This window comes from Micromonospora sp. KC213, from assembly GCF_004348325.1.
GTDB lineage: Bacteria > Actinomycetota > Actinomycetes > Mycobacteriales > Micromonosporaceae > Micromonospora.
Window position 1 is genome coordinate 1 of record NZ_SMKF01000068.1, and the last position, 21,249, is coordinate 21,249.

At 73.4% G+C, this 21,249-nt stretch carries 22 protein-coding genes; 6 read left to right on the forward strand and 16 right to left on the reverse strand.

Annotated elements, in window-relative coordinates; genetic code table 11:
- A partial coding sequence (locus tag E1166_RS15730) for a hypothetical protein (protein ID WP_132339638.1) occupies positions 1 to 2,832 on the reverse strand: 2,832 nt, incomplete at its 3' end.
- Entirely contained in the window at positions 2,829 to 4,622 is a 1,794-nt protein-coding gene (locus E1166_RS15735) for an HSP90 family protein (RefSeq protein ID WP_132339640.1), read from the reverse strand. The genes E1166_RS15730 and E1166_RS15735, both read right to left, overlap by 4 nt.
- 103 nt (positions 4,623 to 4,725) lie before the next feature.
- On the opposite strand from E1166_RS15735, the gene E1166_RS15740 reads away from it, so the two are divergent.
- The gene (locus E1166_RS15740; protein WP_132339642.1) at positions 4,726 to 6,042 is read left to right on the forward strand and encodes an MFS transporter; all 1,317 of its coding nucleotides are present in this window, start codon (positions 4,726 to 4,728) and stop codon (positions 6,040 to 6,042) included.
- Here E1166_RS15740 and E1166_RS15745 read toward each other — a convergent pair.
- Entirely contained in the window at positions 5,933 to 6,502 is a 570-nt protein-coding gene (locus E1166_RS15745; protein WP_132339644.1) for a VanZ family protein, read from the reverse strand. The two genes, E1166_RS15740 and E1166_RS15745, sit on opposite strands and share 110 nt — an antisense overlap.
- Positions 6,503 to 6,636: 134 nt before the next feature.
- Complete coding sequence (locus tag E1166_RS15750) at positions 6,637 to 7,539, reverse strand: sulfurtransferase (protein ID WP_132339646.1); 903 nt, start codon at positions 7,537 to 7,539, stop codon at positions 6,637 to 6,639.
- Positions 7,540 to 7,677: 138 nt separating this feature from the next.
- Here E1166_RS15750 and E1166_RS15755 point away from each other — a divergent pair, with 138 nt between their 5' ends.
- The gene (locus E1166_RS15755) at positions 7,678 to 8,199 is read left to right on the forward strand and encodes a SigE family RNA polymerase sigma factor (protein WP_132339648.1); all 522 of its coding nucleotides are present in this window, start codon (positions 7,678 to 7,680) and stop codon (positions 8,197 to 8,199) included.
- Positions 8,192 to 9,427 (forward strand): hypothetical protein, encoded by a 1,236-nt coding sequence (locus tag E1166_RS15760; RefSeq protein ID WP_132339650.1) that lies wholly within the window; start codon positions 8,192 to 8,194, stop codon positions 9,425 to 9,427. The genes E1166_RS15755 and E1166_RS15760 overlap by 8 nt, the downstream gene beginning before the upstream one ends.
- 4 nt (positions 9,428 to 9,431) lie before the next feature.
- Here the strand turns inward: E1166_RS15760 and E1166_RS15765 are convergent, their stop codons facing one another.
- The 6 genes from E1166_RS15765 to E1166_RS15790 form a co-directional block, all read right to left on the reverse strand.
- Complete coding sequence (locus E1166_RS15765; protein ID WP_132339652.1) at positions 9,432 to 9,884, reverse strand: hypothetical protein; 453 nt, start codon at positions 9,882 to 9,884, stop codon at positions 9,432 to 9,434.
- A complete protein-coding gene (locus E1166_RS15770; RefSeq protein ID WP_132264543.1) occupies positions 9,881 to 10,648 on the reverse strand; it encodes an SGNH/GDSL hydrolase family protein in 768 nt (255 codons plus the stop codon). The genes E1166_RS15765 and E1166_RS15770 overlap by 4 nt, the downstream gene beginning before the upstream one ends.
- Before the next feature lie 199 nt (positions 10,649 to 10,847).
- Entirely contained in the window at positions 10,848 to 11,897 is a 1,050-nt protein-coding gene (locus E1166_RS15775) for a phosphatidylinositol-specific phospholipase C (RefSeq protein WP_132339654.1), read from the reverse strand.
- 44 nt (positions 11,898 to 11,941) lie between these two features.
- Positions 11,942 to 13,048, reverse strand: coding sequence for a hypothetical protein (locus E1166_RS15780; RefSeq protein WP_132339656.1), 1,107 nt, complete (start codon positions 13,046 to 13,048; stop codon positions 11,942 to 11,944).
- Between the two features lie 145 nt (positions 13,049 to 13,193).
- The gene (locus tag E1166_RS15785; RefSeq protein ID WP_132339658.1) at positions 13,194 to 14,297 is read right to left on the reverse strand and encodes a hypothetical protein; all 1,104 of its coding nucleotides are present in this window, start codon (positions 14,295 to 14,297) and stop codon (positions 13,194 to 13,196) included.
- Entirely contained in the window at positions 14,294 to 14,818 is a 525-nt protein-coding gene (locus E1166_RS15790) for a SigE family RNA polymerase sigma factor (protein WP_132339660.1), read from the reverse strand. Before E1166_RS15790 ends, E1166_RS15785 begins: the two co-directional genes overlap by 4 nt.
- Positions 14,819 to 15,104: 286 nt before the next feature.
- Here E1166_RS15790 and E1166_RS15795 point away from each other — a divergent pair, with 286 nt between their 5' ends.
- The 3 genes from E1166_RS15795 to E1166_RS15805 all read left to right on the forward strand — a co-directional run bounded on the left by E1166_RS15795 (position 15,105) and on the right by E1166_RS15805 (position 16,670).
- Complete coding sequence (locus E1166_RS15795; RefSeq protein ID WP_132264533.1) at positions 15,105 to 15,524, forward strand: CBS domain-containing protein; 420 nt, start codon at positions 15,105 to 15,107, stop codon at positions 15,522 to 15,524.
- 64 nt (positions 15,525 to 15,588) lie between these two features.
- A complete protein-coding gene (locus E1166_RS15800) occupies positions 15,589 to 16,014 on the forward strand; it encodes a SufE family protein (RefSeq protein WP_132264531.1) in 426 nt (141 codons plus the stop codon).
- A 20-nt stretch (positions 16,015 to 16,034) separates the two neighbouring features.
- Positions 16,035 to 16,670: a DsbA family oxidoreductase gene (locus tag E1166_RS15805; protein WP_132339662.1), complete on the forward strand. Its 636-nt coding sequence runs from the start codon at positions 16,035 to 16,037 to the stop codon at positions 16,668 to 16,670.
- Between the two features lie 75 nt (positions 16,671 to 16,745).
- Here the strand turns inward: E1166_RS15805 and E1166_RS15810 are convergent, their stop codons facing one another.
- From E1166_RS15810 to E1166_RS15835, 6 genes are all read right to left on the reverse strand, one after another.
- Positions 16,746 to 17,297, reverse strand: a complete 552-nt coding sequence (locus E1166_RS15810; protein ID WP_132339672.1) for a YbaK/EbsC family protein — start codon at positions 17,295 to 17,297, stop codon at positions 16,746 to 16,748.
- 173 nt (positions 17,298 to 17,470) lie between these two features.
- Positions 17,471 to 17,665 carry a hypothetical protein gene (locus tag E1166_RS15815; RefSeq protein WP_132339664.1) on the reverse strand — a complete coding sequence of 65 codons (195 nt, stop codon included), beginning with the start codon at positions 17,663 to 17,665 and terminating at the stop codon, positions 17,471 to 17,473.
- A 37-nt stretch (positions 17,666 to 17,702) separates the two neighbouring features.
- Complete coding sequence (locus tag E1166_RS15820) at positions 17,703 to 18,491, reverse strand: NAD(P)H-binding protein (RefSeq protein ID WP_243710371.1); 789 nt, start codon at positions 18,489 to 18,491, stop codon at positions 17,703 to 17,705.
- A gap of 57 nt (positions 18,492 to 18,548) precedes the next feature.
- Positions 18,549 to 19,196, reverse strand: coding sequence for a GAP family protein (locus tag E1166_RS15825; RefSeq protein ID WP_165944350.1), 648 nt, complete (start codon positions 19,194 to 19,196; stop codon positions 18,549 to 18,551).
- 120 nt (positions 19,197 to 19,316) lie between these two features.
- Positions 19,317 to 20,690 carry an MFS transporter gene (locus E1166_RS15830; protein WP_243710372.1) on the reverse strand — a complete coding sequence of 458 codons (1,374 nt, stop codon included), beginning with the start codon at positions 20,688 to 20,690 and terminating at the stop codon, positions 19,317 to 19,319.
- 170 nt (positions 20,691 to 20,860) lie between these two features.
- Positions 20,861 to 21,121, reverse strand: a complete 261-nt coding sequence (locus E1166_RS15835; RefSeq protein WP_132264522.1) for a hypothetical protein — start codon at positions 21,119 to 21,121, stop codon at positions 20,861 to 20,863.
- Positions 21,122 to 21,249 lie beyond the last annotated feature (128 nt).

Genomic DNA, 21,249 nt, shown 5'->3' on the forward strand with positions numbered 1-21,249 from the left:
GGGGGGGAGGTTGTACCGGGTGCGGAGGTCGGTCGCTTCGTCGGGGCGATGCAGGGCGTCCAAGGCGTTCGCCAGCAGCCAGGCGGCCCGGGACGCCAGGCGGGAATCGGGGGGCAGGCCGCCCAGCACCGGCCGGAGCAGGCGCTCCGCGTCGGTCGGCTGGTCCCCGCGCAGCAGCAGCTCACCGGTGAGCAGATCCACCTGGGCGGCCTCACCGAACGCCTCGATCGAGCGCAGTCGGCCGGCCACCCCGTCCAGCCGGTCCAGAGCCGCGACCAGCCGCTCCTCACCGGCCAGCACCCGGGCCCCCGCCTCGGCCGCCAGCGCCCGTTCGTACGTCACCACGGGCGGCTCCTCCGGCAGCCCGGCGAGCGCCCCGGCGACCGCGTCCACCACATCGATCAGGGCAACCGCGGCCGGCAGGTCACCAGCCCAGAACAGGGCCAGCAGTTGCCGCCGCCGGGCACGCAGCTCGTCCACCCGCAGCTGCGCGAGGCGGTACGCGGTCGCTGCCGCGTCGAACCGCTCCGCGGCGAGCGCGTCCCGGTCGCCCTGGTAGAGGATGTCGCCGGCCTGCTCCAGCACCTCCGCCCGGTGGGGGAGGTTGTCCGGCCCGTCGAGGTTGTCGGCGAGCTGGTCCAGCAGCGCCAACGCCGGCTCGGTCTCACCGAGCCCCGCATAGACGCCGGCCAGCAGGTGCCGGCACCGGTCGGCCTCGGCCTGCGCACCGAGTCGATCCAGCCCGATCACGGCCTCCTCCGCCACCTCGGCGGCCTCGCTCAGCCGCCCGGCCGCCCGGTACGCGTTGGCCAGGTCCCAGCGTAGGAAGGCGTCGCCCTCGGCACCCTGCTCCACGCAGAGAGTCACCGCCTCGGCGAAGTCCTCGATCGCGTCGGCGGCCCGGTCGGCAACCATGAACGCCTGCCCCCGGGCCACCCGCACCGCCAGCCGTGCGCCGGCCGGAGCGACCGGCAGCGCCTCGTCGCAGGCGGCCACCGCGTCGGCCGGGTCGTCCGCCCAGCGGGCGTACGCCAGGCAGGCGAAGGTCAGCATGTCGTCGGCACCCACCGCACGGGCGAGACGACGGGCCCGGTCCGCCGCCTCCCGGACCTGCTCGCCGTGTTCCATCCGTTCCAACACGTGCACCCGGTGCAGCGCCGTCCGGGCGGCCAGCCACGGATCGACATCCGCCTCGGCCGCCGCCCGCTCCACCGCCGCCAGCGCCTCCGTCCAACGTTCCCGGTGAACGTACGCCAGCGCCAGCCGGTCGTGCGCGGCGGCGCGTTCCCGCTGGTCGCCGTGGTCATCGAGGTAGTCCACCGAAGTCCGGACCAGGCTCAGCCCCTCGTCGGCGTCGACGTCGGACATGCAGAGCAACGCGCCCAGCCGCCCGGCCACCACCTGCGCCCGCAGCGGGTCGGGCACCTCCTGCCAGGCCGCGAGCGCCCGCCGGTTGGCCTCGATCGCCTCGGCGCGGGCCTCGTCGGCCGACTCGTCCACCTCGGCCACGCGCAGCTCCAGCCGGCGGGCCACGACCGCCGGCGGCTGGTCGGTGCCGGCGAACCGCTCGTCGTACGCCCGCAGGGCGGCGAGCAGCCCGTCCCGCCGGTGGGTACGCCAGCACTCCTCGGCGAGGTCGAGCAGTTCCTCGGCATCCGCTCCGGCCGGCACCGGCACTGGCTCCCGACGGGGAGCCGGTGTCGCCGTCGGGGTGGACGCCGGACGGCGACGCACGCTGGCCGACAGCGGCAGGTGCTCCCCCTCAGGTCCGGCGGCGAGCCGCCTGTCGATCAGCTCCGACTGGTGCCGGGTGCCGTTGCGGGCATCGAAGCGGGCGGCCAGCGCGGTCGCGGCGCCGGCCAGCTCATCGGCGAGGGTGTCCACCGGTACCTCGCCGGCCGGCCGGTCGCCGAACGCCCGGCGGTGCACGGTCAGCCCGCCGGGCGCCTGCCGCAGCGCGGCGGCAGCGGCGGCGGCGAAGTGCATCGCGGCGGCCGGGGTCGGGGCGCGGTCCAGCCAGTCCAGGTGGCGCTCGACCAGCTCCAGGGCGCGTGCCCCGTTGCCGGTCACCGTGCAGAACTCGACGTGGTCGGCGATGTCCCACAGGTCCGACAGGTTGGCACGCAGCCGCCGGTACGCCTCCCGGTGCGCGTCCCGGGCGGCATCCCGCCGGTCGGTGCCCAGGTACGCCGGCAGCAGGGCGGTGAGGATGGCCTGCGGTTGCTCGGTGCAGTGCAACCGCCCGGAGAGGACCGGCTCGGCCAGCGCCACCGCCTCGTCGGGACGGCCCACCTCGATCAGGTGCTGCACCTGCGTGGTCGGGTCGCAGCCGGCGCAGTCGGAGAGGGCGTCCCGGGGGGTGGTCAGCCACCTGCGGTACCACTCGGCGGCCTCGTCGTGCGCGCCGACGTGCCGGGCGACCAGGTATCGGTGCTTGTGCACGGCCTGCGGGGTGTGCCCGGTGTCCCGGTAGCGCCGTTCCATGTCGTCGAGCACCGCCCGGGTGCGGTCCAGCGGCAGCTCGGGGAACTTCAGCATGGCGTTGACCATGTATTTGAAGTGCCAGAGCAACTGGTGTGTGAAGCGCTGGTGGTAGGGCTGCGCGTCACGGTCGAACTCGGCCAGGCACCAGGAGAAGGTCACGAAGGACTTCGCCGGCTCGCCGCCGTAGACGTACGATGTGGTCGCCTGCATTCGGGCGGCGAACGCGAGGTGCCGGTCGCCGTCGGCCTCGGCCCGCCGGATGAGCTGCTCCAGCGCGGCGATCTGCCCCACGCCGTACGGCATGTTGTGGACCTCGTGCAGCGCCCGCCACAGGTCGTCGTTGGTCACGCCTCACTCCCGTCCGGTACGGCCCGGCCGAGCAGGCCGAGGAAGGAACTGTTCAGCAGCGCGGCGTCGGCCGCGCGGATGGGATGGTGCCCGAGCAGGAGGGCCTGTCCGTAGAGCGCCTCGACGGCGAGCCCGACCAGCTCCTGGTCGGTCAGCGTGGTGACCCGGCGGACCAGCGGGTTGCGGTGGTTGAGCACCAGTTGCGGGCGGTCCGGCGGCGCGGAGGCGGCCAGCGCGTCCAGCACCCCGCCCCACAGCTCGTCGGCCTTGTCGCGGCTGGCCGCGAGCTGGTCGTTGAACGCCGCCGACCGGCTGACCAGGTAGAGGGCCGGCAGCGAGACCGGGTCGTACGCCCGGACCACCACCTCGCAGCCGAGCCGCTCCAGGGCCCGCTGCGCGCCGGTCAGGAAAGGCCGCAGAGCCAGCTCGGCCTGCGGGTCGAGGGTGTCGAACCGGGTGGTCAGGTCGCTGGGCTCCAGCCGTTCGATGAGCACGGAACGGTCCACCGTGGGCAGTCGCTCGATCAGCTCGGTGTCGTACGTGTAACCGCCGTTGACCACGGCCAGATCCTGCGCGGCGGCGACGGCGGCGAGCTGTCGGAACTCGTCGAGACTGGCCGCGTACCGGATGAGGCCGTGCAGTTGGCGGAACTCGGCGAGGGTGAGCGCGCCGACGTTGGTGTCCATCGGCCACCACTGGTCGACCAGGCGGAGCATCTCGTCGTCGTGCAGGGCCAGCGCCTTGACGCCGAGGTGGTGCACCTGGAGGAACTCGGCGAGCCGGCGCGGGGCGTGCTGGGCGAGCCGGACCAGCCAACCGCGCACCTGGTCGCCCAGCGCCTCCCGGGTGGCGGCGAGCAGGGTGTCCTCGTACAGCGACTCGCGGCTGGCGGTGGGACGCAGCTCGGTGGCGTCCACCACGCACTGGGCGAAGAACGCCCAGTCCGGCAGCAGGCCGTCGGCCTGCTCGGTGAGGAGCATCCGCTTGAGGTGCACCCGGTGGCCGGCGCGGGCGGCCGGGTTCACCGGAGTCGGCAGGATGAACGCCACCCCGGTCAGCCCCGCCTCGGGCACCGCCAACGGCAGCACGTCGAACGGCGTGAAGCCGAGGGTCCGCTCGGCGTACCGGACCAGGGCCGGCCGGTCCAGCGGCGCGTCCGGCCGAGTCGGCCAGGGCGGCGGGCCGGCGGTGGTGGGTGTGTCGCCGACCCGGACGTCAACCGGCAGCAGGCTGCCGTAGAGGCGGGCCAGCTCGACGACCGTCGGCGTACCGAGCCACTGGTCGGCGTCGCGCCGGGGCACCAGGGTCACCGTGGTGCCGGTTTCGGCGCGCTGCTGGTCGGCCGGCGCGAGCGCGACTGCGTACCGACCGTCCGACCAGCCCGTCCAGAGCACGGTGGGCTGGTCGCGGTGCCGGGTGACCACCCGGATCTCGTCGGCGACCAGGAAACAGGAGAGCAGGCCGATACCGAACTGGCCGAGGAACTCGTGCCGGGAGAAGCCCAGCTCGTCCCGCTTCGAGCTACGGCCGATGGTGGCCAGCAGCTCGTGCACCTGCGCCTCGGTGAGCCCGATGCCGGTGTCGTGCACCCGCAGCGTGCCGTCGCCGGTCAGCTCGGGTGGCTCGACCATTACCCGGGCCGGGGCGTCCGGCTCGGACGCGCGCCGGGCGGTGATCGCGTCGACGGCGTTCTGCAGCAGCTCCCGGACGTACACCCGTGGGCTGCCGTAGAGGTGATGGCTGAGCAGGTCGACCACGCCACGCAGGTCGACCTGGAAGGTGCGGTCCACGCGCTCTCCCCGGTCAGATTCCGGCGCTCACCGTACCGGTGAGCGCCGACGGTGTCCGCCCCGTTTGACCCTCGATCGGGTCGAGGGTCCAGGCTCCCCCGACATGACCACCCACCGGCTCGGCCTCCACTTCGGACTGCTCTGGTCTGCCGCCGTCGCCTCCCGCTTCGGCGACTCGGTGCGTACGCCGGCTCTGGCCCTGCTGGCCGCGACGCTGACCCGCGATCCCCGGGCGGTGGCCGTGGTGACCGTCGCGGGGCAGCTTCCGCCGCTGCTGTTCGGCCTGCTCGGAGGGGTGTACGCGGACCGTTGGGACCGGCGCCGGACGATGGTGGCGGTGGACGCCGCGCGGGCGGCGGTGGTGGCGGCGCTCGCCGTGGCGGTCGCGGTGGACCGGGCCGGTGTCGTGGTGCTGGTGGCGACGGCGCTCCTGCTGGCCGCGCTCGGCACGTTCTTCGACGCCGCCGCGTTCGCGCTGCTGCCGACCGTGGTCGTCCCGGCCGCCCTGCCCGCCGCCAACGGGCGCCTCCAGGCCGGCACGGCGGTCGCCGCCGGGTTCCTCGGCGCCCCGCTGGCCGGCGTCCTCTTCGCGGTGTCGGCGGCCCTTCCCTTCGCGGTCGACGCCCTCACGTTCGCCGTGGCGGCCCTGCTGGTGCTCGCCCTTCCGGTCGGGCCGCGGAATGATCGCGGCCAGGTCCGGCCCGGCGAGCAGGGGCAGCCCGTCCGGGCTCACGCGCCGGGCCCGGCCGGGCGTGGCGGGCTCCGCCGGGAGACGCTGGCCGGGGTGGCGTGGCTGCGGGGCGACCGGCTGATGTGGCGGTTGGCGCTGCTCGGCGGGGGCGCGAACCTGGCGATCGGCGCGCTGCTGGCGGTGCTGGTGCTCTACGTGCTGGACGTGCTGCGGGTACCGGCCGCCGGGTACGGGTTGTTCCTGGCCGGAGTGGTGGTGGGCGGACTGGGCGGGGCGTTGACCGCGGGTCGGCTGGCCGCCCGGCTGGGCACGGTGCCGGTGCTGCGCGCGGCACTCGTGGCGCAGTCCGTCGCCCTGGCGGTGTTCGCGCTGGTCCGGCAGCCGGTGATCGGTGGGTTGGCGCTGGCGGTCTTCGGCGCGGGCGGCACGCTGTGGAACAGCCTCTGGGCCGCGTACGGCCAGGCTCGGGTGCCGGCCCGGCTGCTCGGTCGGGTCGGTGCGGCCCAGCGGACGATGACCCTGCTCACCGCGCCGGTCGGCGCGACGGCGGCAGGGCTGGCCGGCGCCGCGTACGGGGTGGGGCCGGTGATGGTGGCGGTGGCGGTGATCTTCGTGCTGGTCACGCTCGCGGCGTGGCGGGCACTGCGGCCGGCCGTTGCGGCATCCGTCGACGCCCCACCCACCAACGGCGGGACGCCAGTGCGGCCAGGGCCGCCCCGCTCGCGTTGATCAGCACGTCGTCGACGGAGGTGACCCGGCCCAGGTCGAGCGCGTACTGCAACCACTCGACCAGGGCGCTGCCGGCCGCGCCGAGCAGGAAGATCCGGCCGACGCCGGCCAGGGCGGCCCAGCGCACCGGGGCGAGGAAGCCCAGTGCGGCGAAGACCAGCAGATTGCCGACGACCTGGACCACGACGGTGGTCAGGCCGTCGTCGAGCAGGTCGACGACGTCGACCAGCGGCACCAGCTTGACCTCGCCGGGCACGTCGCGCGGGGTGAGGATCATCCACACCCAGGGCAGCGTCCCGGCGACGGTGCCCACCTCGGCGACGCTACGCCACCACGCCTCGGCGGGGCTGGGCGCGTCCCGCCGTACCGTGGCCAGCAGTGCCGTGAGCAGTACCGTCACCGGTGCCGCGACCAGGGTGGCGAGCAGCACGTCACCCCACTCCCGCCACACCTGCCCCATCCGGGCAGCCTAACCAACCGGCCCGGGGTGCAGTGACCCGCGCCGAATGCGGCAGATCGGGCCACCGAAGATCGGGACACCGCAACCTGCCGCATTCGGCGCCACCGCCCGGCCCACGCGGCCGGCGGGGCGGGTCAGCGGGACAAGCCGCCCGGCTGGTCACCCTTGACCACGGGGGCGCGGACCAGGTTGCCCCACTCGGTCCACGAGCCGTCGTAGTTACGCACCTGCGGGTAGCCCAGCAGGTGCCGCAGCACGAACCAGGTGTGGCTGGACCGCTCGCCGATCCGGCAGTACGCCACCACGTCGTCCGACGGGCTCAACCCGAGCTGATCGGCGTAGATCGCGCGCAACTCGTCGACGGACTTGAACGTGCCGTCCTCATTGGCGGCGGACTTCCACGGCTTGTTCACCGCACCCGGGATGTGCCCGCCGCGCAGCGCGCCCTCCTGCGGATAGTCCGGCATGTGCAGCATCTCGCCGGTGTACTCGCCCGGCGACCGCACGTCGACCAGCGGCCGGCCGGCGGCGACGTGCGCCATCACCTGCTCCCGGTACGCCCGGATCGGCGCGTCGTCGCGCTGCGGCACCGGGTACTCGGCACGCGAACGGGTGACCTTGTCCCGGGTCAGCTCGCGCCCCTCGGCCACCCACTTCTGCCGGCCACCGTCGAGCAGCCGCACGTCCGGGTGACCGAAAAGCGAGAAAACCCAGAGGGCGTACGCGGCCCACCAGTTGAAGTTGTCGCCGTAGAAGACCACGGTGTCGTCGCGGCCGATGCCCTTCGCGGCGCACAACTCAGCGAAGCTGGCCGCGTCGAGGTAGTCGCGGGTGACCTGGTCGTTGAGTTCGGTATGCCAGTCGACCTTGACGGCGCCCGGGATGTGACCGGTGTCGTAGAGGAGCACGTCCTCGTCCGACTCGACCACGACGAGGCCCTCGTCGCCCAGGTGCTCGGCCAACCACTCGGTGGTGACGAGACGCTGCGGGTCGGCGTACGACTGGAGGCGGGGATTCGGATCACTCGGCACAGGCATGATCCCCAAGGTACGCCGGATCGGCGTCAACCGAGGGCCATCGGATGCAGCGAGCCGGGTCGGCCGCTCGTCGGGGTGCAGCGGAACCGGCCGCCCACACGTGTCAGGCGCGGGACCCGCCGACCACAGAGGATCGACATGACCGTACGGCAGCAGACCGGGACACCCCCGGACGCCGCGCCAGCCGGGGAGTTCACCGACTTTTACCAGGCACACTTCCATCGGATCGCGGTGCAGCTCTACGCGTACCTGGGGGACCACGCCGAGGCGCAGGACCTCACCCAGGAGGCGTTCTGCCGGACGCTGGAACGCTGGGACCGGGTCAGCGGGTACGACGATCCGTCGGCCTGGGTCCGACGGGTGGCCTGGAACCTGGCGACCAGCCGGTTGCGCCGGATGCGGACCGCCGTGCGGCACCTGGCCCGGCAGCGGGAGGAACACGTGCCCGGTCCGGGCCCGGACCGGGTCGCGCTGACCCGGGCCCTGGCCACCCTGCCTGCCGCGCAACGGCAGGCGATCGTGCTGCACCACCTGGGCCAGCTGAGCGTCCGGGAGATCGCCGAGCAGGCCGGTGCGGCGGAGGGCACCGTCCGCTCCTGGCTCTCCCGGGGACGCGCCGCGTTGGCCACCTACTTCTCGGAGGAGGCCCCCGATGCCTGAGCGCACGGTGGAACGGATGTTCGCCGAGTTCGAGGCGGAAGCCCTGACGATCTTCCGTCCTCCGGGGGTGGCCGCGGCGCGGCGACGGGCCCGGGTGCTCCGGCGCCGTCGCCGGGGCTTCCTGGCCGCTGTGGCGGCGCTGCTGCTGGGCGGCCCTGCCGGCGCGTTCGCCCTGGCCAACAGGGACGACGCGCCGACTCCGGCGCCGATGCCCACCACCTCGCCCAGCCCGTCGGACGAGCCGGTGGTACGCCGGATCGCGCCCTCCGGAGCACCCGGCACGCTGCAGGAGCTGCGGTTTGTGAACGCCCGCACCGGCTGGGCCCTGTTCAGCACCTGTGCGCTCGGTGGTGGTCCAGCCTCGGAGTGCCGCTCCGCGGTGGTACGAACCGACGACGCCGGCCTGACCTGGCGGACGAACGCCGTCCCGGACCGCATCCGCGGTCACCTTCAGCTGATCCCCGGCCCGGACGGCGGGACGCTGGCCGTGATGGCGCAGACGGGTTGGCTGGTGACCTCCGACGGGGGCCGGACCTTCACCGAACATCCTCGGGATTCCCCGCCTCTGCCGGCGCAGCGGGCGCTGGCCACCCTCAGTGGTTATCTGCTCCGCTGCGCGGACGCCACCGCGCTGACCGTGGTCGACCCGGGGCCCGACTGCACCCGTCACGTGCTGGCGGCGGTCGGGGAGCGCCGGCTGCCCGACCAGCCTCCGGTGCGGTTGCGGACCACCCAGCCTCACCAGCTCGCCGAGGGCGGCGACCGGCGGCTGTGGCTGGCGGTCCACCAGGAGGGCCGGACGATCGTGCTGGTCCGCGGCAGTGCGGCGACGGACCGGTGGCGGAAGCTGCCTTCGGTCCCGGGCGAACTCAGCTTGCTGGTGTCCCCGGACGGCCGGCACGTCTGGCTGGCCGGTTTCCAACAGCGCAAGCCGCTGTGGCAGCTCACCGGGGACAGCTGGCGTCAGCTTCCCGGCCTGCCGGACGCCACGGGATCGGTGGCCGCACTCGACGACGGGCTGCTGATCGTCGGCGGCGTGTACGGAACCGTCGGTTTCATCGTCGAGGGCCGCTACGTCGACCGCCCCGAACTCCGAAACCGGGTGGGGTCGACCGGACCGGGCGTCGGGGTGCTGGCCGATGGCACCATCGAGCTGGACTACGGCGGTCCGAAGGCGCTGGGTGCCGGCTCGGGCACCGAACGCACCTGGGTGCGGTTCGCCTCCTGACCGGTCAGGCCCGGCGGTGCACCAGCCGGCCGGCGACCACCGTGGCCAGGCAGCTGCCGTCGTCGGTGAGGACGGCCAGGTCGGCCCGCCCGCCGGTCACCACCACCGGCGGGCGCGGCCGGTCGAGCACCGCCAGACCGTTACGGACGGCGGCGGCCCGCAGCCCCGGGTCGGTCAGGAACGCGGCGGGCACCGCCGCCACCCCGGCCCGGAACAGCGCGTGCACCCGCTCACGCGGGCTGGGTGCGGGGGGCAACGGCCCGTCGTGCACCAGCGCCGGACCGAGGGTGCCGGGCCACCGCCGCACCCGCACGCCCGGGTACGCCTCGGTCAGCTCTCCCAGCGACCCCACCGCCTCGATCCGGTCGCCGGCGACCAGCACCGCCCGGTCGGGTAGGGGGTGCTCGTCGAGGGTCGTCCTGAGCCGGGTGGCGGCGTGGACGGTGCGTACGGTCACTCGGTGACCGGACCGAGCATCGGGCGCTTGGCGGTGACCAGGTCGCCGGAGGAGCGGCCGGTCAGCCGTCGCCTGAGCCACGGGGCGAGGTGCCGGCCGGCCCAACGCAGGTCGGCGGCGCGGGCGGCCAGCCAGGGCGTGGGTGCGGGCCGCTCGGGGACGAGCAGCCATTCCTCGTCGCAGCCGACCCCGAGCGCGGTCAGCACCTGCCCGGCCACCCGTCGGTGCCCGGCTGCGGACAGGTGCAGCCGGTCGGTGCTCCACAGCATCGGATTGAGGAACGTGTCGTCGGCGTACAGGTCGACGAGGATCGCGCCGTGCCGCTCGGCGGTCTCGCCGACGGCCCGGTTGAGCAGTTCGACCCGCGGCGCGACCAGCCGCTGGCCGGGTAGCCGGGCCATCACGTCGGCGAACCGGAACAGGATCACGTCGGCGCCACCGGAGCGGAGCCGGCCGACCACCTCGTCGAAACGGCTGACCAGCGTGTGCGGGTCGAAGCTGCGGCGCAAAATGTCGTTTCCGCCGGCCGCGAAGCTGATCAGGTCGGGCTTCATGGCCAGGGCTGCGGGCACCTGCTCGGCCACCACGCGGGGGAACAGCCGACCCCGGATCGCCAGGTTGGCGTAGCCGAAGTCCGGGCCGGCCTCGGCGGCCAGCCGGGTCGCCACCAGGTCCGCCCAGCCCCGGTAGGTGCCGTCCGGGTACGCATCGTCCATGCCCTCGGTGAAGCTGTCCCCCACCGCCACGAAGCTGCGCCAGCGCACGCCGCCTCCCTCGTTCGGTTGCCTGCGGCGACCAGTTTGACACCGCGTGTCCCGGTCGCTGCCACCGCACGTCCACCGGAGCGAGTCTGCCCTCTCCGCTTGCGGCGTAGCGGGCTGTCCGTCGCCTCGGAAACCCCAGCACGCCGCAATCAGAGTCGATCAAGACGTCATGCCCCCGACGTGGCGCAGTCGAAGTCAATCAAGAGGTCCGGCCGGCGTTCACCGCGATGATCCGGTCGATCAGGCCGCCGCCCGGGAAGTCCATCATCAGCATTCCGGTACGACGGACCGGCGGGTGCACCTCCGACCCCTCGTTGAGGTACGTCAGCAGGAACGGGTTGACCCCCTGCACGCCGAGCGCGCCGCCGGCCACCGCCTCCGGGGTGGCGAAGACACTCCCCCCGCTGGCGAAGTTGACGTACATCCGGGTCGGGTCACCGGCGCTGGTCGCGTCGAGGTGCCGGCGCACCCGGTCGCGTTTGGTGGCGATCGCCCCGACGTTCGGCACGTGGTACTCGTCCTGCACGTAGGTGGAGGAGCCGTGGCCCCAGTCGGCGAACTGGGCCAGCCCGTACTGCCCGTGCCGGCCGCCGCGCGGACCGTGCAGAACGGCGAGGACGACCTTGCCCCGGACCGCGCCGAGGGCGGGCACGGCGGCCCCGGCCGACCGGTTCACCGAGGGAGCCCAGAACAGGCCGGGCCGGGCGGCGCGGTAGCGGTCGAAGACGTCGGCGAAGCCGAGCTGCCCGCTGGCGTCGGTGCAGGAGCCGAACTCCCCGGTGCACTCGTGTTTGAGTCGCATGACCACGGTCTCGGTGGGCCGGGCGGCGAGGAACGAGCCGAGGACGTTCAGCACGTCGTCGAAGTTGGCCTGCTGGTAGGTGCCGCCATGGTGGATGGTGAGGGTGTTGCCCTCGTTGATGCGGGCACGGATGTCGACGGCCCGCACGCCGGCTCGGAGCTGGACGGCGAGGGTGGCGGCACTGTTGCCGTGGTTCTCCTGGGTCTGGGTCCAGGCTCCACCGTGGATGGCGAGGGTGTCGTGGGTGCCGGGCAGGGAGAGGGCGGCGAGGCTGGTGGCGTCCGGCAGGTGCCGCATCCAGTCCGGGTTGTCGGCGGTACGCAGGGAACGGTGCGCGGCATCGGCTGCCTGCGCCGGGGCGGGCGCCACCAGTAGCCCGCCGGTGGCGGCGAGCACGGTGGCGACGAGTCCGGCGATGAGGTGCCGCCGGCGGACGGGGGTATCCATGCCGGGGAATATAGCGATCTCCGCGCTCGGAGTAGGCGGGCCACCTACCCGGTGACCGCCACGATCTGCCAGTCCCGCCAGTCAGCGGACTCGATGACGGCGGAGACCTGACGCCCGGCCCGGTCCACCAGCAGCAGCGCGTAGCCGGTGCCTGCTCGTACCCGCAGCACCAGCGAACCGTCCGGCCGGAAGTACGCCTGCCGGATCTCCCGGCCCCCGGTCGGCAGCGTGATCTCCCGCCCGGTCCGCGTCTGAAGCACCGCGTTGACCATGAGCATCCGGCCGACCTCTCCCGCCTGCTCGTCGGGTCGGGTACGGAACAGCGCGATCCGGCTGCCGTCTGGGGAGAGACTGGCGATGTGGGTGCAGCGCCAGGGCGCGGGACCGGACAGGTGCGGAATCGGGCGGGGGCTGGTGCCGTCCGGGCCGAACAGGGTCACCCCGGTGGCGCTGTTCATGGCGATGGTCCGACCGTCGGCGGACCAGAGCGCGTGGCACGCCTGCGGTTCGACGTCCCACCACCGGACCGCGTCCCTGCGGGCGCGGGTGTCCACCACCCCGAACCGGCCGGGGGTACCCATCGGGTCGGCCGCCCGGAACAGCAGGTGTTGGGAGTCCGGCGACCAGGTCGGCGTGACGCAGAACTGGTCCACGTGCCGGGCCAGCGCCCGCTTCCGCGAGCCGTCCACGTCCGCCACGAAGAGGGTGGCCGCCCGTTCGGGGTCCACCCAGGCGACCCGCCGGCCGTCCGGCGAGACGCTCGCGTTGGCCAGCGCCGCCACCTGCGGCAGCGCGGCCAGGGTCTGCGGTTTCTGCCCGGGCCGCCACGACCGTAGCCGGACCTCCCGACCGGCGAGGTGTTCGGCCGGCAGGTAGAAGATCCGACCGATCGCCGACGGGTCGCCGGTCGGGGTGACGGTGGCAGCCGGTGGGGCCGAAGCGGATCCGGCCGGCCCGGCGGACGATGGTGGTGTGGTTGCCGGCAGGATCGGAACGGGAGCGGCGGACGGCGCGGCTGCGGACCGGCGTACGCCGGGCAGGTAGGCCAGGCCGACGACGATCACCAGCACCGCGGCGGCCGCGGTCATCGCGTACCGACCGGTGCGGTGCCGCGCGGGACGGGCGGTACGGTCGGACAGGTCGATGGTCATCGCGTCGCCTCCGGCGTCGGTTGCTGATACCTCCCAGACGGTTGTCCGGTCGGGGAGGGTTGCCGGAGACGACGCCGATGTCCGACACGTGACAATGACCTCTGCCGGCAACCGTCACCCGCCGTCGCACCGGGCGTCTTGCCGGTCAGGACGAGGTGACGGCGAGGATCTGGTGGTTCCGCAGCGCCGCGGGCTCAACCGCCTCGGTGACCCGGCGCCCGTCGGAGTCGATCAGCAGAAGGCGGGTGCCGTCCGTCGCCCTCACCCGCGCCACCAGCCTGCCGTCCGGCAGGAAGTACGCCTGGAGCAACTTCCGCCCACCCAGCGGCAGCGCGACGGTCGCACCGGTACGCGTGTCGAGGATCATGTTGACGCTCAGGTTCCGACCGGTGTCCCCGCCTTCCTGCTTGTAGTCGATCCGCAGCAGCGCAACCCGCGAGCCGTCCGGCGACAGGCTGGCCACGTCGTAGCTGTAGTAGTGGTTGGCGCCCCCCAGTCTCGGCACCACGCGGGTCGCCATGCTTTTCCGGTCCGTGACGACCACCTGACCCTCGCCGTCGGTGTACGCGAGGAACCTTCCGTCCGCGGACCAGACCGGGTGGCAGCTGTCCGCCTCGATCTTGAGGCTGGTGAACGTGCCCGTTTTGATGTCGACCAGACCGTGCAGCAGCGCGAGCGGAACACCCGGCTTCTGCGAGACGGCCACGGTGAGCGCCTGGGAGTCGGGTGACCAGGACGGCCCCCAGCAGCTCCCCCCCTCCACACGCGCGGTGACCACCCGCCGACCCGGTCCGTCCACATCGGCCAGCATGAGTTCGGTGTCCTGGACCCACGCCACCCGCGTGCCGTCGGGGGAGACCGCCGCGTTGGTCCCCAGCACCGATCCGGGCAGGTCGACCAGTGTGCTGAGCTCACCCCCCGGTCGCCAGGCCGACAGCGGGATGCTGGCCTGGTCGCTGACCGTCGGGAGGTAGAAGACCCGCCCCACGTTCACCCACCGGTCCGCCGGGCTGGGGCTGGCGGCGACGGGCGGGGGATTGCCGGGCGTCGGGTCCGGGGTGACACCCGGCCGGACCGCGAAGGCGGTGCCGGTGGCCGCGCCGAGCAGCGCCACCGCCGCGGCCGAGCTGGCGACCGCCCGGCGGATGCCGAGCCGGCGTGACGTGCGCAGGACACGGTCGCGCAGGTCGACCGGAGTGGCCTCCTCGGCCAGATCGGCCAGGTCCAGCCGGAGACGCTGGTCGTTCATCGGGCGCTTCCTTCCAGGACGTACAGGTCGGCGAGTTCCGGTGCGACGGCCCGCAACTTCGCCAGGGCCTTGGAGGTCTGGCTCTTGACGGTGCCGACGGTGACGCCGAGCATCTCGGCGGCCTCGGCTTCGCTGCGGTCCTCGAAGAAGCGCAGCACCAGCACGGCGCGCTGCTTCGCGGAGAGCCGGGCCAGCGCGGCCCGCAGGGTGAGGCGCAGGGTGGTCTGACTGGCATGGTCGCCGTCGTGCCGCCGGGGCTCGGGCAGCTCACCGGTCACCGCCTCGGCGACGCGACGGCGACGCCACCAGGAGACCTGGAGGTGGTACATGGTCTTACGGGTGTACGCCTCGGCGTTGCCCGTGTCGTACAGCCGGCCCCACGACCGGTGGGTGCGGGCCAACGCCGACTGCACCAGATCCTCGGCCAGATGCTGGTCCCCGGTCAGGAGGTACGCCGACCGCAGCAACGCCGGTGTCCGGGTACGGACGAACGAGTCGAACTCACTCAGCAGCGGGTCCACACAAGCCGATCCTGGTAGAGGGTGTCCGACGACCCCCCAGACGCCGGTGCGGGCCGCCGGGGTTGCCGTCACATCGGAACAGAATCGCCGGGGGCGGACGGTATTCGGATCACCGGCCGGCGACCCCGACCGTACGCTGCGCTGATGTTGCTTCGTACCTCGACCGCACTGCTGCGGACCCGGTGGCGACTCCGGCGGGTAGGTGCCCAGCATCCCCGCAACGGGGTGTAGCCGACACGCCACGGGGTACCGCAACGGGATCGACGTTGGTGTAGTGGAGGCTGCCATGTTCCGGGTCAGTGACGTGATGACGAAGCAGGTGGTCTACCTGCCCGCCGAGACCACCCTCGACGAGGCGGCGCGGGTGATGAAGGAGGCGGACATCGGCGACGTGGTGGTCACCGACGGCGCCACCCTCGCCGGGCTGCTCACCGACCGGGACATCGTGGTGCGGGCGGTCGCCGAGCGCAGCGACCCGGCGGCGACCACCATCGGTTCGATCGTCACCCGCGAGGTGGTGATGATCGAACAGCACTGCACGGCGGCGGAGGCTGCCGCGCTGATGCGCGAACGGAACATCCGGCGGGTGCTGGTCTGCGACAGCGATCGCAAGCTGGTCGGTATCGTCTCCCTCGGTGACATGGCCAGGCAGCTCGACCCCAACTCGGCGCTCGCCGAGATCAGCGAGGCCGCGCCGAACGGCTGACCGGCCGGGCCGCGTCCGGAAGGCGCGGCCCGATCGACTGCCGGGCCCGGCGTAACCTGGCGGGATGCCCGAGATGCCGACGAAGCTGGCCGAGATCGTCGAGGAGTTCGCCGCCGCGCCGCGCGACGTGGTGCTGGAGATGCTGCTCGACTACGCCGACGTCATTCCGCCGCTGCCGGCCGGGACGGACCGGGACGACCTGGAGCAGGTCCCCGAGTGCCAGACCGCCTTCTTCCTGCGGGCCGAGGTGAACCCGGACGGCACGGTCAGTACGGTCTTCGACTGTCCGCCCGAGGCGCCGACCACCCGAGCCTTCGCCGGCATCCTCGCCGAGGGGTTGGCCGGGGCGAGCGTCGCCGAGGTGTTGGCCGTGCCCGGCGATCTGTATCAGCGGATGGGGTTGGCCCAGGCGATCAGCCCATTGCGGGTACGCGGCGGCATGGCGATCCTCGCCCGGCTCCAGCGTCAGGTTCGGGAACAAGCGGGTTGACCTCGGCGTTCATCTCGACCATGGAGATCGAGATCTACGCCGACGTGGTGTGCCCCTGGTGCTGGATCGGCAAGCGCCGGCTGGAGCGGGCACTGGAGTCGTACGACGGCGAGGTGACCGTCACGTACCGGCCGTTCCAGCTCGACCCGGCGCCGGTCACCGAGCCCCGCCCGTTGCTCAACGCGCTGGCCGACAAGTTCGGCGGCCCGCAGCGGGCCGAGGCGGCGGCCGCCCAGGTGACGCAGGTCGCGGCCGGCGTGGGCCTGGAGATGCGCTTCGACCGCGCGGTGTACGCCAACACCTTCGAGGCGCACCGACTGATCCGGTTCGCCGCCGCGCGGGGGTGCGCCGGGCAGGTCGTCGAGGCGCTCTATCGGGCGCACTTCGCCGACGGCGTGGACATCGGTTCGCGGGACGCCCTGGTCGAGCTCGCTGTCGACGCGGGCCTGGACGGGGCCGAGGTCCGGGAGCACCTGACGTCGAACCTGGGCCGGCGCGAGGTGGCCGCCGACCTGTCCGCCGCCCACCAGCTCGGCGTACGCAGTGTGCCGACCTTCGTGCTGGGCGGCAGGTACGCGGTCAGCGGCGCGCAGGAGCCGGAGACGCTGCTCGGCGCGCTGCGCGAGGTCGCGCAGCGCGAGACCACCGCCGAGTGACCGGTCCGCCGCGGGACAGTGGACCTCGGGGCCGGAGTTCGATGTTTCACGTGCAACAACATTGACAGACACAGATCACTGGACGTGCTTGGCCAGCCCTTCCAGCACCGTCGCCCCGGGCAGCGCACCGAGCGCCGGCCCGGGGATGACGATCTTGCTGTGCCGTACGCCGGATCCGACGATCACGTGCGGGACGGCGATCACCCGCGCGTCGACCAGGATCGGCCATGATTCCGGCAGCCCGATCGGGGTGATCCCGCCGTACTCCATGCCGGTCATGCCCACCGCGTCGGCCATCGGCGCGAAGCTGGCCTTGCGTACGTCGAGCGTCCGTCGGACGGTGCCGTTGACGTCGGCACGGGTGGTGGCCAGCACGACACAGGCGGCGTGGCGGATGCCGCCCTCGCGCCGGCCCGCGACCACCACGCAGTTGGCCGACACGTCCAGCCCCACCTCGTACGCCGCGCAGAACGCCGCCGTGTCGGCGAGGTCGGCGTCGATCGGGGCGACCAGCACGTCGTCCGCGTCGATCGGCGCGTCCGCCGGCCACTGTGCCAACGCTGCGGCGACCGGCGGCGCCAGCAGGTCGGGGCGGCTCCGGGCGGGTTCGGTCTTCAGCGTCCCCATCACGGATGCGATCCTGCCATCCGCCCGACGGTCCGCGTCACCTCCCATGCCGCTTCTCGCCGGGCCCGCGCTCTCCCGTTGCGGCAGGTGGCGGCCTAGCGGCGCTTGAACCGCCACCTGGCGCATACCGCGACGCCCCACCCGCCGCGACGCCACGCGTGGGGCCAGTGGGGTCAGTTGCCGCTGAGGAAGGCGTTGTCACGCAGGAACGCGCGGTCGTCGGCGGCGGCGTTCTGCGCCGTGCGCAACGCCTGCGGACGTCCTGCCTCCAGGTCCTCCATGCCGTGCCGGACCGCGAGCCGGATCACGCCGTACAGGAAGACGAACCCGAAGACGTAGAGGATGACGGTGGCGATGAACATGAGCATGCCGTCACGGTATGGCGAACACGAACGAGGAAAAGCTTCATTTCGCGCCGGTTCGCCCGTACGTGTCGGCGAGGTGATCGGCCCAGGTCCGGGTGCCGGTCGGGGTGGCGGTGGTGGTCAAACCACCCTCGCGTAGCGCCCGACCGAGCCGGCCCGGGTACCGCACCGGCAGCAGTGGACGGTGTGATCCCCGCGCCGCCTGCCAGGCGCGTACCGCCTCGTCGAAGCGGAGCACCTGCGGCCCGCCGTACTCCTCGACGCCACGCAGCGGCCCGGCGGTGAGCCGTCCGGCGAGCCGGCCGGCGACTTCGTGCTGGTCGACGGGTTGGGCGAGCACCGCCGGGTCGCCGACCACCGGGCCGAACCGGCTCGCCGCGCGCAGCAGGACCTCCAGGAACGGCGGGAACTGGGTGGCGCGCAGCACCGTCCAGGGCACCGGGCCCGCGGCGATCACCTGTTCGGCCGCCAGCTTGTGCCGGTAGTAGCGGTACGGCACCCGGTCGACACCGACGATCGAGACGTACACGAGATGACCGACCCCGGCCCGCCCGGCGGCGAGCACCAGACGGCGGGTGCCGAGCACGTCCACCCGGTGGGTGTGCCGGCTGTTCGGCAGCGACGCCAGGTGCAGTACGGCGTCCACACCGGTCGCCGCCTCGGTCAGCCCCGCCCCGGTGGCCAGGTCCACCACCGCCCAGTCCGCCCCCGGGTCGTGGCGTGGCCGCCGGCTCGTCGCCCGTACGTCGAACCCGTCGGCGCGCAACCTTGGCAGCACCGCCCGTCCCAGCATGCCAGTCGCCCCGGTCACCAGAACCTTCACGAACATCACCCCTTCCGGGCGGTCGACGGATCGGGAGAGCCGATCGTGACACGGAGGCACGTCTCACCCCATCAGGTCCGCCCCGGTGATCAGGATGAAGAACCCGATGACGATCTCACTGACGATCCACGAGTGGTGGTACGCCCAGTCACGGATCCTGGGCAGCACCCGCGCGGCCCGTCGTCCAAGCAGCACCAGCGCGAGCAGGGGTGACGCGAGCAGCAGCAGGGTCAGCAGCATGAACGGCAGCAGGTGCCACCACGGCAGGTCGTGCCGGGCGGCGCTGGCCCCGACGGTCAGCATGGTGAGGTTGTCGGAGGGCATCGCCAGGAACAGGGCCAGCGCGAGCCGGAAGGCGTACCCGGGGTCGGCGTGCTGGAGCTTGCCCATCCAGCCGGGGCTGCCGGCCCGGTGCCGGCGGAGGAAGACCACCACCGCCAGCACCACCAGCAGCGCCAGCACCACCCCGTCGATCGCGGTCTCCACCGGGCTCCGGCCGGCCCGGTGGCCGGAGCCGCCGACCGCGCCCTTGATGTCCTTCGTGACCAGCCAGGCGAGCGTCGTGACGGGCACGACCGCGGCGGCGGCGCCCGCCAGGAAGCCGGCCGAGGCGCGACGCGGCCGGTCCGCGCTGGCCAGGAAGACCGCCGCCACCAGCTGCGTACCCGCCACCATCACCACGGCCATCGGCAGGATGGTCAGGAAGTCCACCACCCAATCCTGGCCGCCCGCCCGGTTCCGTCACGCCCGATCAAGCCGTCGATCATGAACTTGCCGTCTGACACCGCCACACACACCGCGCACGGCCAATCTCATGATCGGCAGGGCGGGTCAGCGTGACAGGGTGACGCGGGGGGCCAGGATGAGGCCGAGGAGAGCGCAGGACGCGGCCACGGCGAGCATCGCGGCGTACTCACCGGGTCCCGGCACCGGGCCGGCGGCGAGCACCGCACCGGTGAGCGCCAGTACGGTGGCGGCGAAAAGCGAGTCGCCCAGTTGCAGCGACGAACTGTTGCGCCCCTGCTCCTGCGGGGCGGACAGCTCCAGGGTGAGCACCGACAGCGACGGGTAGAGCAGCCCCATCCCGGCCCCGGCGACCGCCCAGCCGCACACCGCGACCGCCACCGGCAGCGCCGGCCACACCGACAGGGTGACCAAGGCCGCGCCGACGGTGACGCAGGCCAGGCCGGCGCGCGGGAATGTCGCCGACGAGCGGGGCGCGGGCAGTCGTCCCTGCAACCAGGAGCCCACCGACCAGGCCAGCGCGCCGACGGTGAGCACCAGACCGGCGGAGGTCGGCGAGAAACCCCGTTCCCGGGAGAGCATCAGCGGGATCACCACCTCGGCTCCCGCGAACGCCGCCGCCGCGAGCCCCCGCAGCCCGATCACCGTGGGCAGGCCGCGCCCGGCCCGCAGGAAACCGGCCGGCAGCAGCCGGGGCGCACAGCAGGCCAGGCCGACCAACGCGGCCACCACCAGCGGTACGGCGGACGCGCCGCGCTGCTGCCCCCCGTGGTGCAGCAGTGCGGCGCTCACCCCCGCCCCGGCCGCCCAACCGATCCGCGCCAACGCCCCGACGGGCAGCCTCGCCACGGCCGGTCGGCGCAGTCCCCGCAGACCGGGCTGGACCAGCAGCGCCGCCGGCACCGCCACCGCCGGTACGGCGAGAAAGACCCACCGCCAGCCCAGGTGCTCGACGATCAGCCCGGCCAGCGCCGGGCCGACCAGTGACGGTACGACCCAGGCGGCGGCGAACGCGGCGAACACCTTCCGTCGCAACCGCTCCGGGTACGCCTGCCCGACCACGACGTACAACGCGACCGAGAGCAGACCCGAGCCGAAACCCTGCACCGCCCGACCGACGACAAGCTGCCCCATCCCGGCCGCGCTGCCGGCCAGCAGCAACCCCACCACGAACAGCCCGACGCCGCTCCACATCGGCACCCGTGGCCCCCGCACGTCGCACCAGATGCCGGAGAGCACCATGGCGAACACCCCGGCGGCGAAGGTCCCGCCGAAGGCGAGCGCGTAGAGGGGCAGCCCGTCCAGGGCCCGAGCGACCGTGGGCATCGCGGTGCCCACCGCCAGCGCCTCGAAGGCCAGCAGGGACACCAGCGCGACGATGCCCACGGTCATCGCGCGCAGCCGCGGGTCGTACAGGTGGGCGACCGGGCTGGGTGCCTCGGCCGACGCGGTGGCCGTCACCGACCGGCCAGCGAGCCGGGCGTCCGCCGCGGACGCGACGGTGGCCGTCCGGGCCGGTACGGGTACCAGATGGTGCGGTCCCGACTCGTTGCGTACCGGAACGGTTCGATCGCCATGGGTTCAGCCTGCGACCTGAACCCGACTTGAGGTCAATGGTGAGCCAGCTCTCATCAGGCCGATTCCAGCGCCTCGCCGATCCCCCGGACCAGGCCGGAGAGGTGCTGGTCGGCAAGGAGGTGCCCGGCGGTGATCACCAACGCCAGCGGCCACTCGATGACCTGGAACGCGGCCAACACTCCCAGGCCGGCGTAGTAGGCGATCTTGTCCGGCGGCGGCACCGCCACCGCACCCAGCACCGGCACCTCGACCCGCCGGTTGTAGGCGTGCACCGTCTCGTGACCGCCGCTGAGATGTCGCGTGATCGTGCTCATCCGGGCCTCCCCTGCTCGTCGGTCGTCCCCGGATTCCACCGCCACCGGCGTCCATGCCCCACCGGCTGCGGAAACTTCCCCCGTACCGGCGGCATAACGGACGTAACGGTGGGAAGGCAGGCCGCCGG

Coding starts and splice junctions, on each gene's coding strand:
- E1166_RS15820 (WP_243710371.1), bottom strand. CDS start 18,491: ATGTTCGTGAAGGTTCTGGTGACCGGGGCGACTGGCATGCTGGGACGG.
- E1166_RS15795 (WP_132264533.1), top strand. CDS start 15,105: ATGTTCCGGGTCAGTGACGTGATGACGAAGCAGGTGGTCTACCTGCCC.
- E1166_RS15800 (WP_132264531.1), top strand. CDS start 15,589: ATGCCCGAGATGCCGACGAAGCTGGCCGAGATCGTCGAGGAGTTCGCC.
- E1166_RS15750 (WP_132339646.1), bottom strand. CDS start 7,539: ATGCCTGTGCCGAGTGATCCGAATCCCCGCCTCCAGTCGTACGCCGAC.
- E1166_RS15835 (WP_132264522.1), bottom strand. CDS start 21,121: ATGAGCACGATCACGCGACATCTCAGCGGCGGTCACGAGACGGTGCAC.
- E1166_RS15810 (WP_132339672.1), bottom strand. CDS start 17,297: ATGGGGACGCTGAAGACCGAACCCGCCCGGAGCCGCCCCGACCTGCTG.
- E1166_RS15785 (WP_132339658.1), bottom strand. CDS start 14,297: ATGAACGACCAGCGTCTCCGGCTGGACCTGGCCGATCTGGCCGAGGAG.
- E1166_RS15755 (WP_132339648.1), top strand. CDS start 7,678: ATGACCGTACGGCAGCAGACCGGGACACCCCCGGACGCCGCGCCAGCC.
- E1166_RS15775 (WP_132339654.1), bottom strand. CDS start 11,897: ATGGATACCCCCGTCCGCCGGCGGCACCTCATCGCCGGACTCGTCGCC.
- E1166_RS15780 (WP_132339656.1), bottom strand. CDS start 13,048: ATGACCATCGACCTGTCCGACCGTACCGCCCGTCCCGCGCGGCACCGC.
- E1166_RS15760 (WP_132339650.1), top strand. CDS start 8,192: ATGCCTGAGCGCACGGTGGAACGGATGTTCGCCGAGTTCGAGGCGGAA.
- E1166_RS15740 (WP_132339642.1), top strand. CDS start 4,726: ATGACCACCCACCGGCTCGGCCTCCACTTCGGACTGCTCTGGTCTGCC.
- E1166_RS15745 (WP_132339644.1), bottom strand. CDS start 6,502: ATGGGGCAGGTGTGGCGGGAGTGGGGTGACGTGCTGCTCGCCACCCTG.
- E1166_RS15815 (WP_132339664.1), bottom strand. CDS start 17,665: ATGCTCATGTTCATCGCCACCGTCATCCTCTACGTCTTCGGGTTCGTC.
- E1166_RS15805 (WP_132339662.1), top strand. CDS start 16,035: ATGGAGATCGAGATCTACGCCGACGTGGTGTGCCCCTGGTGCTGGATC.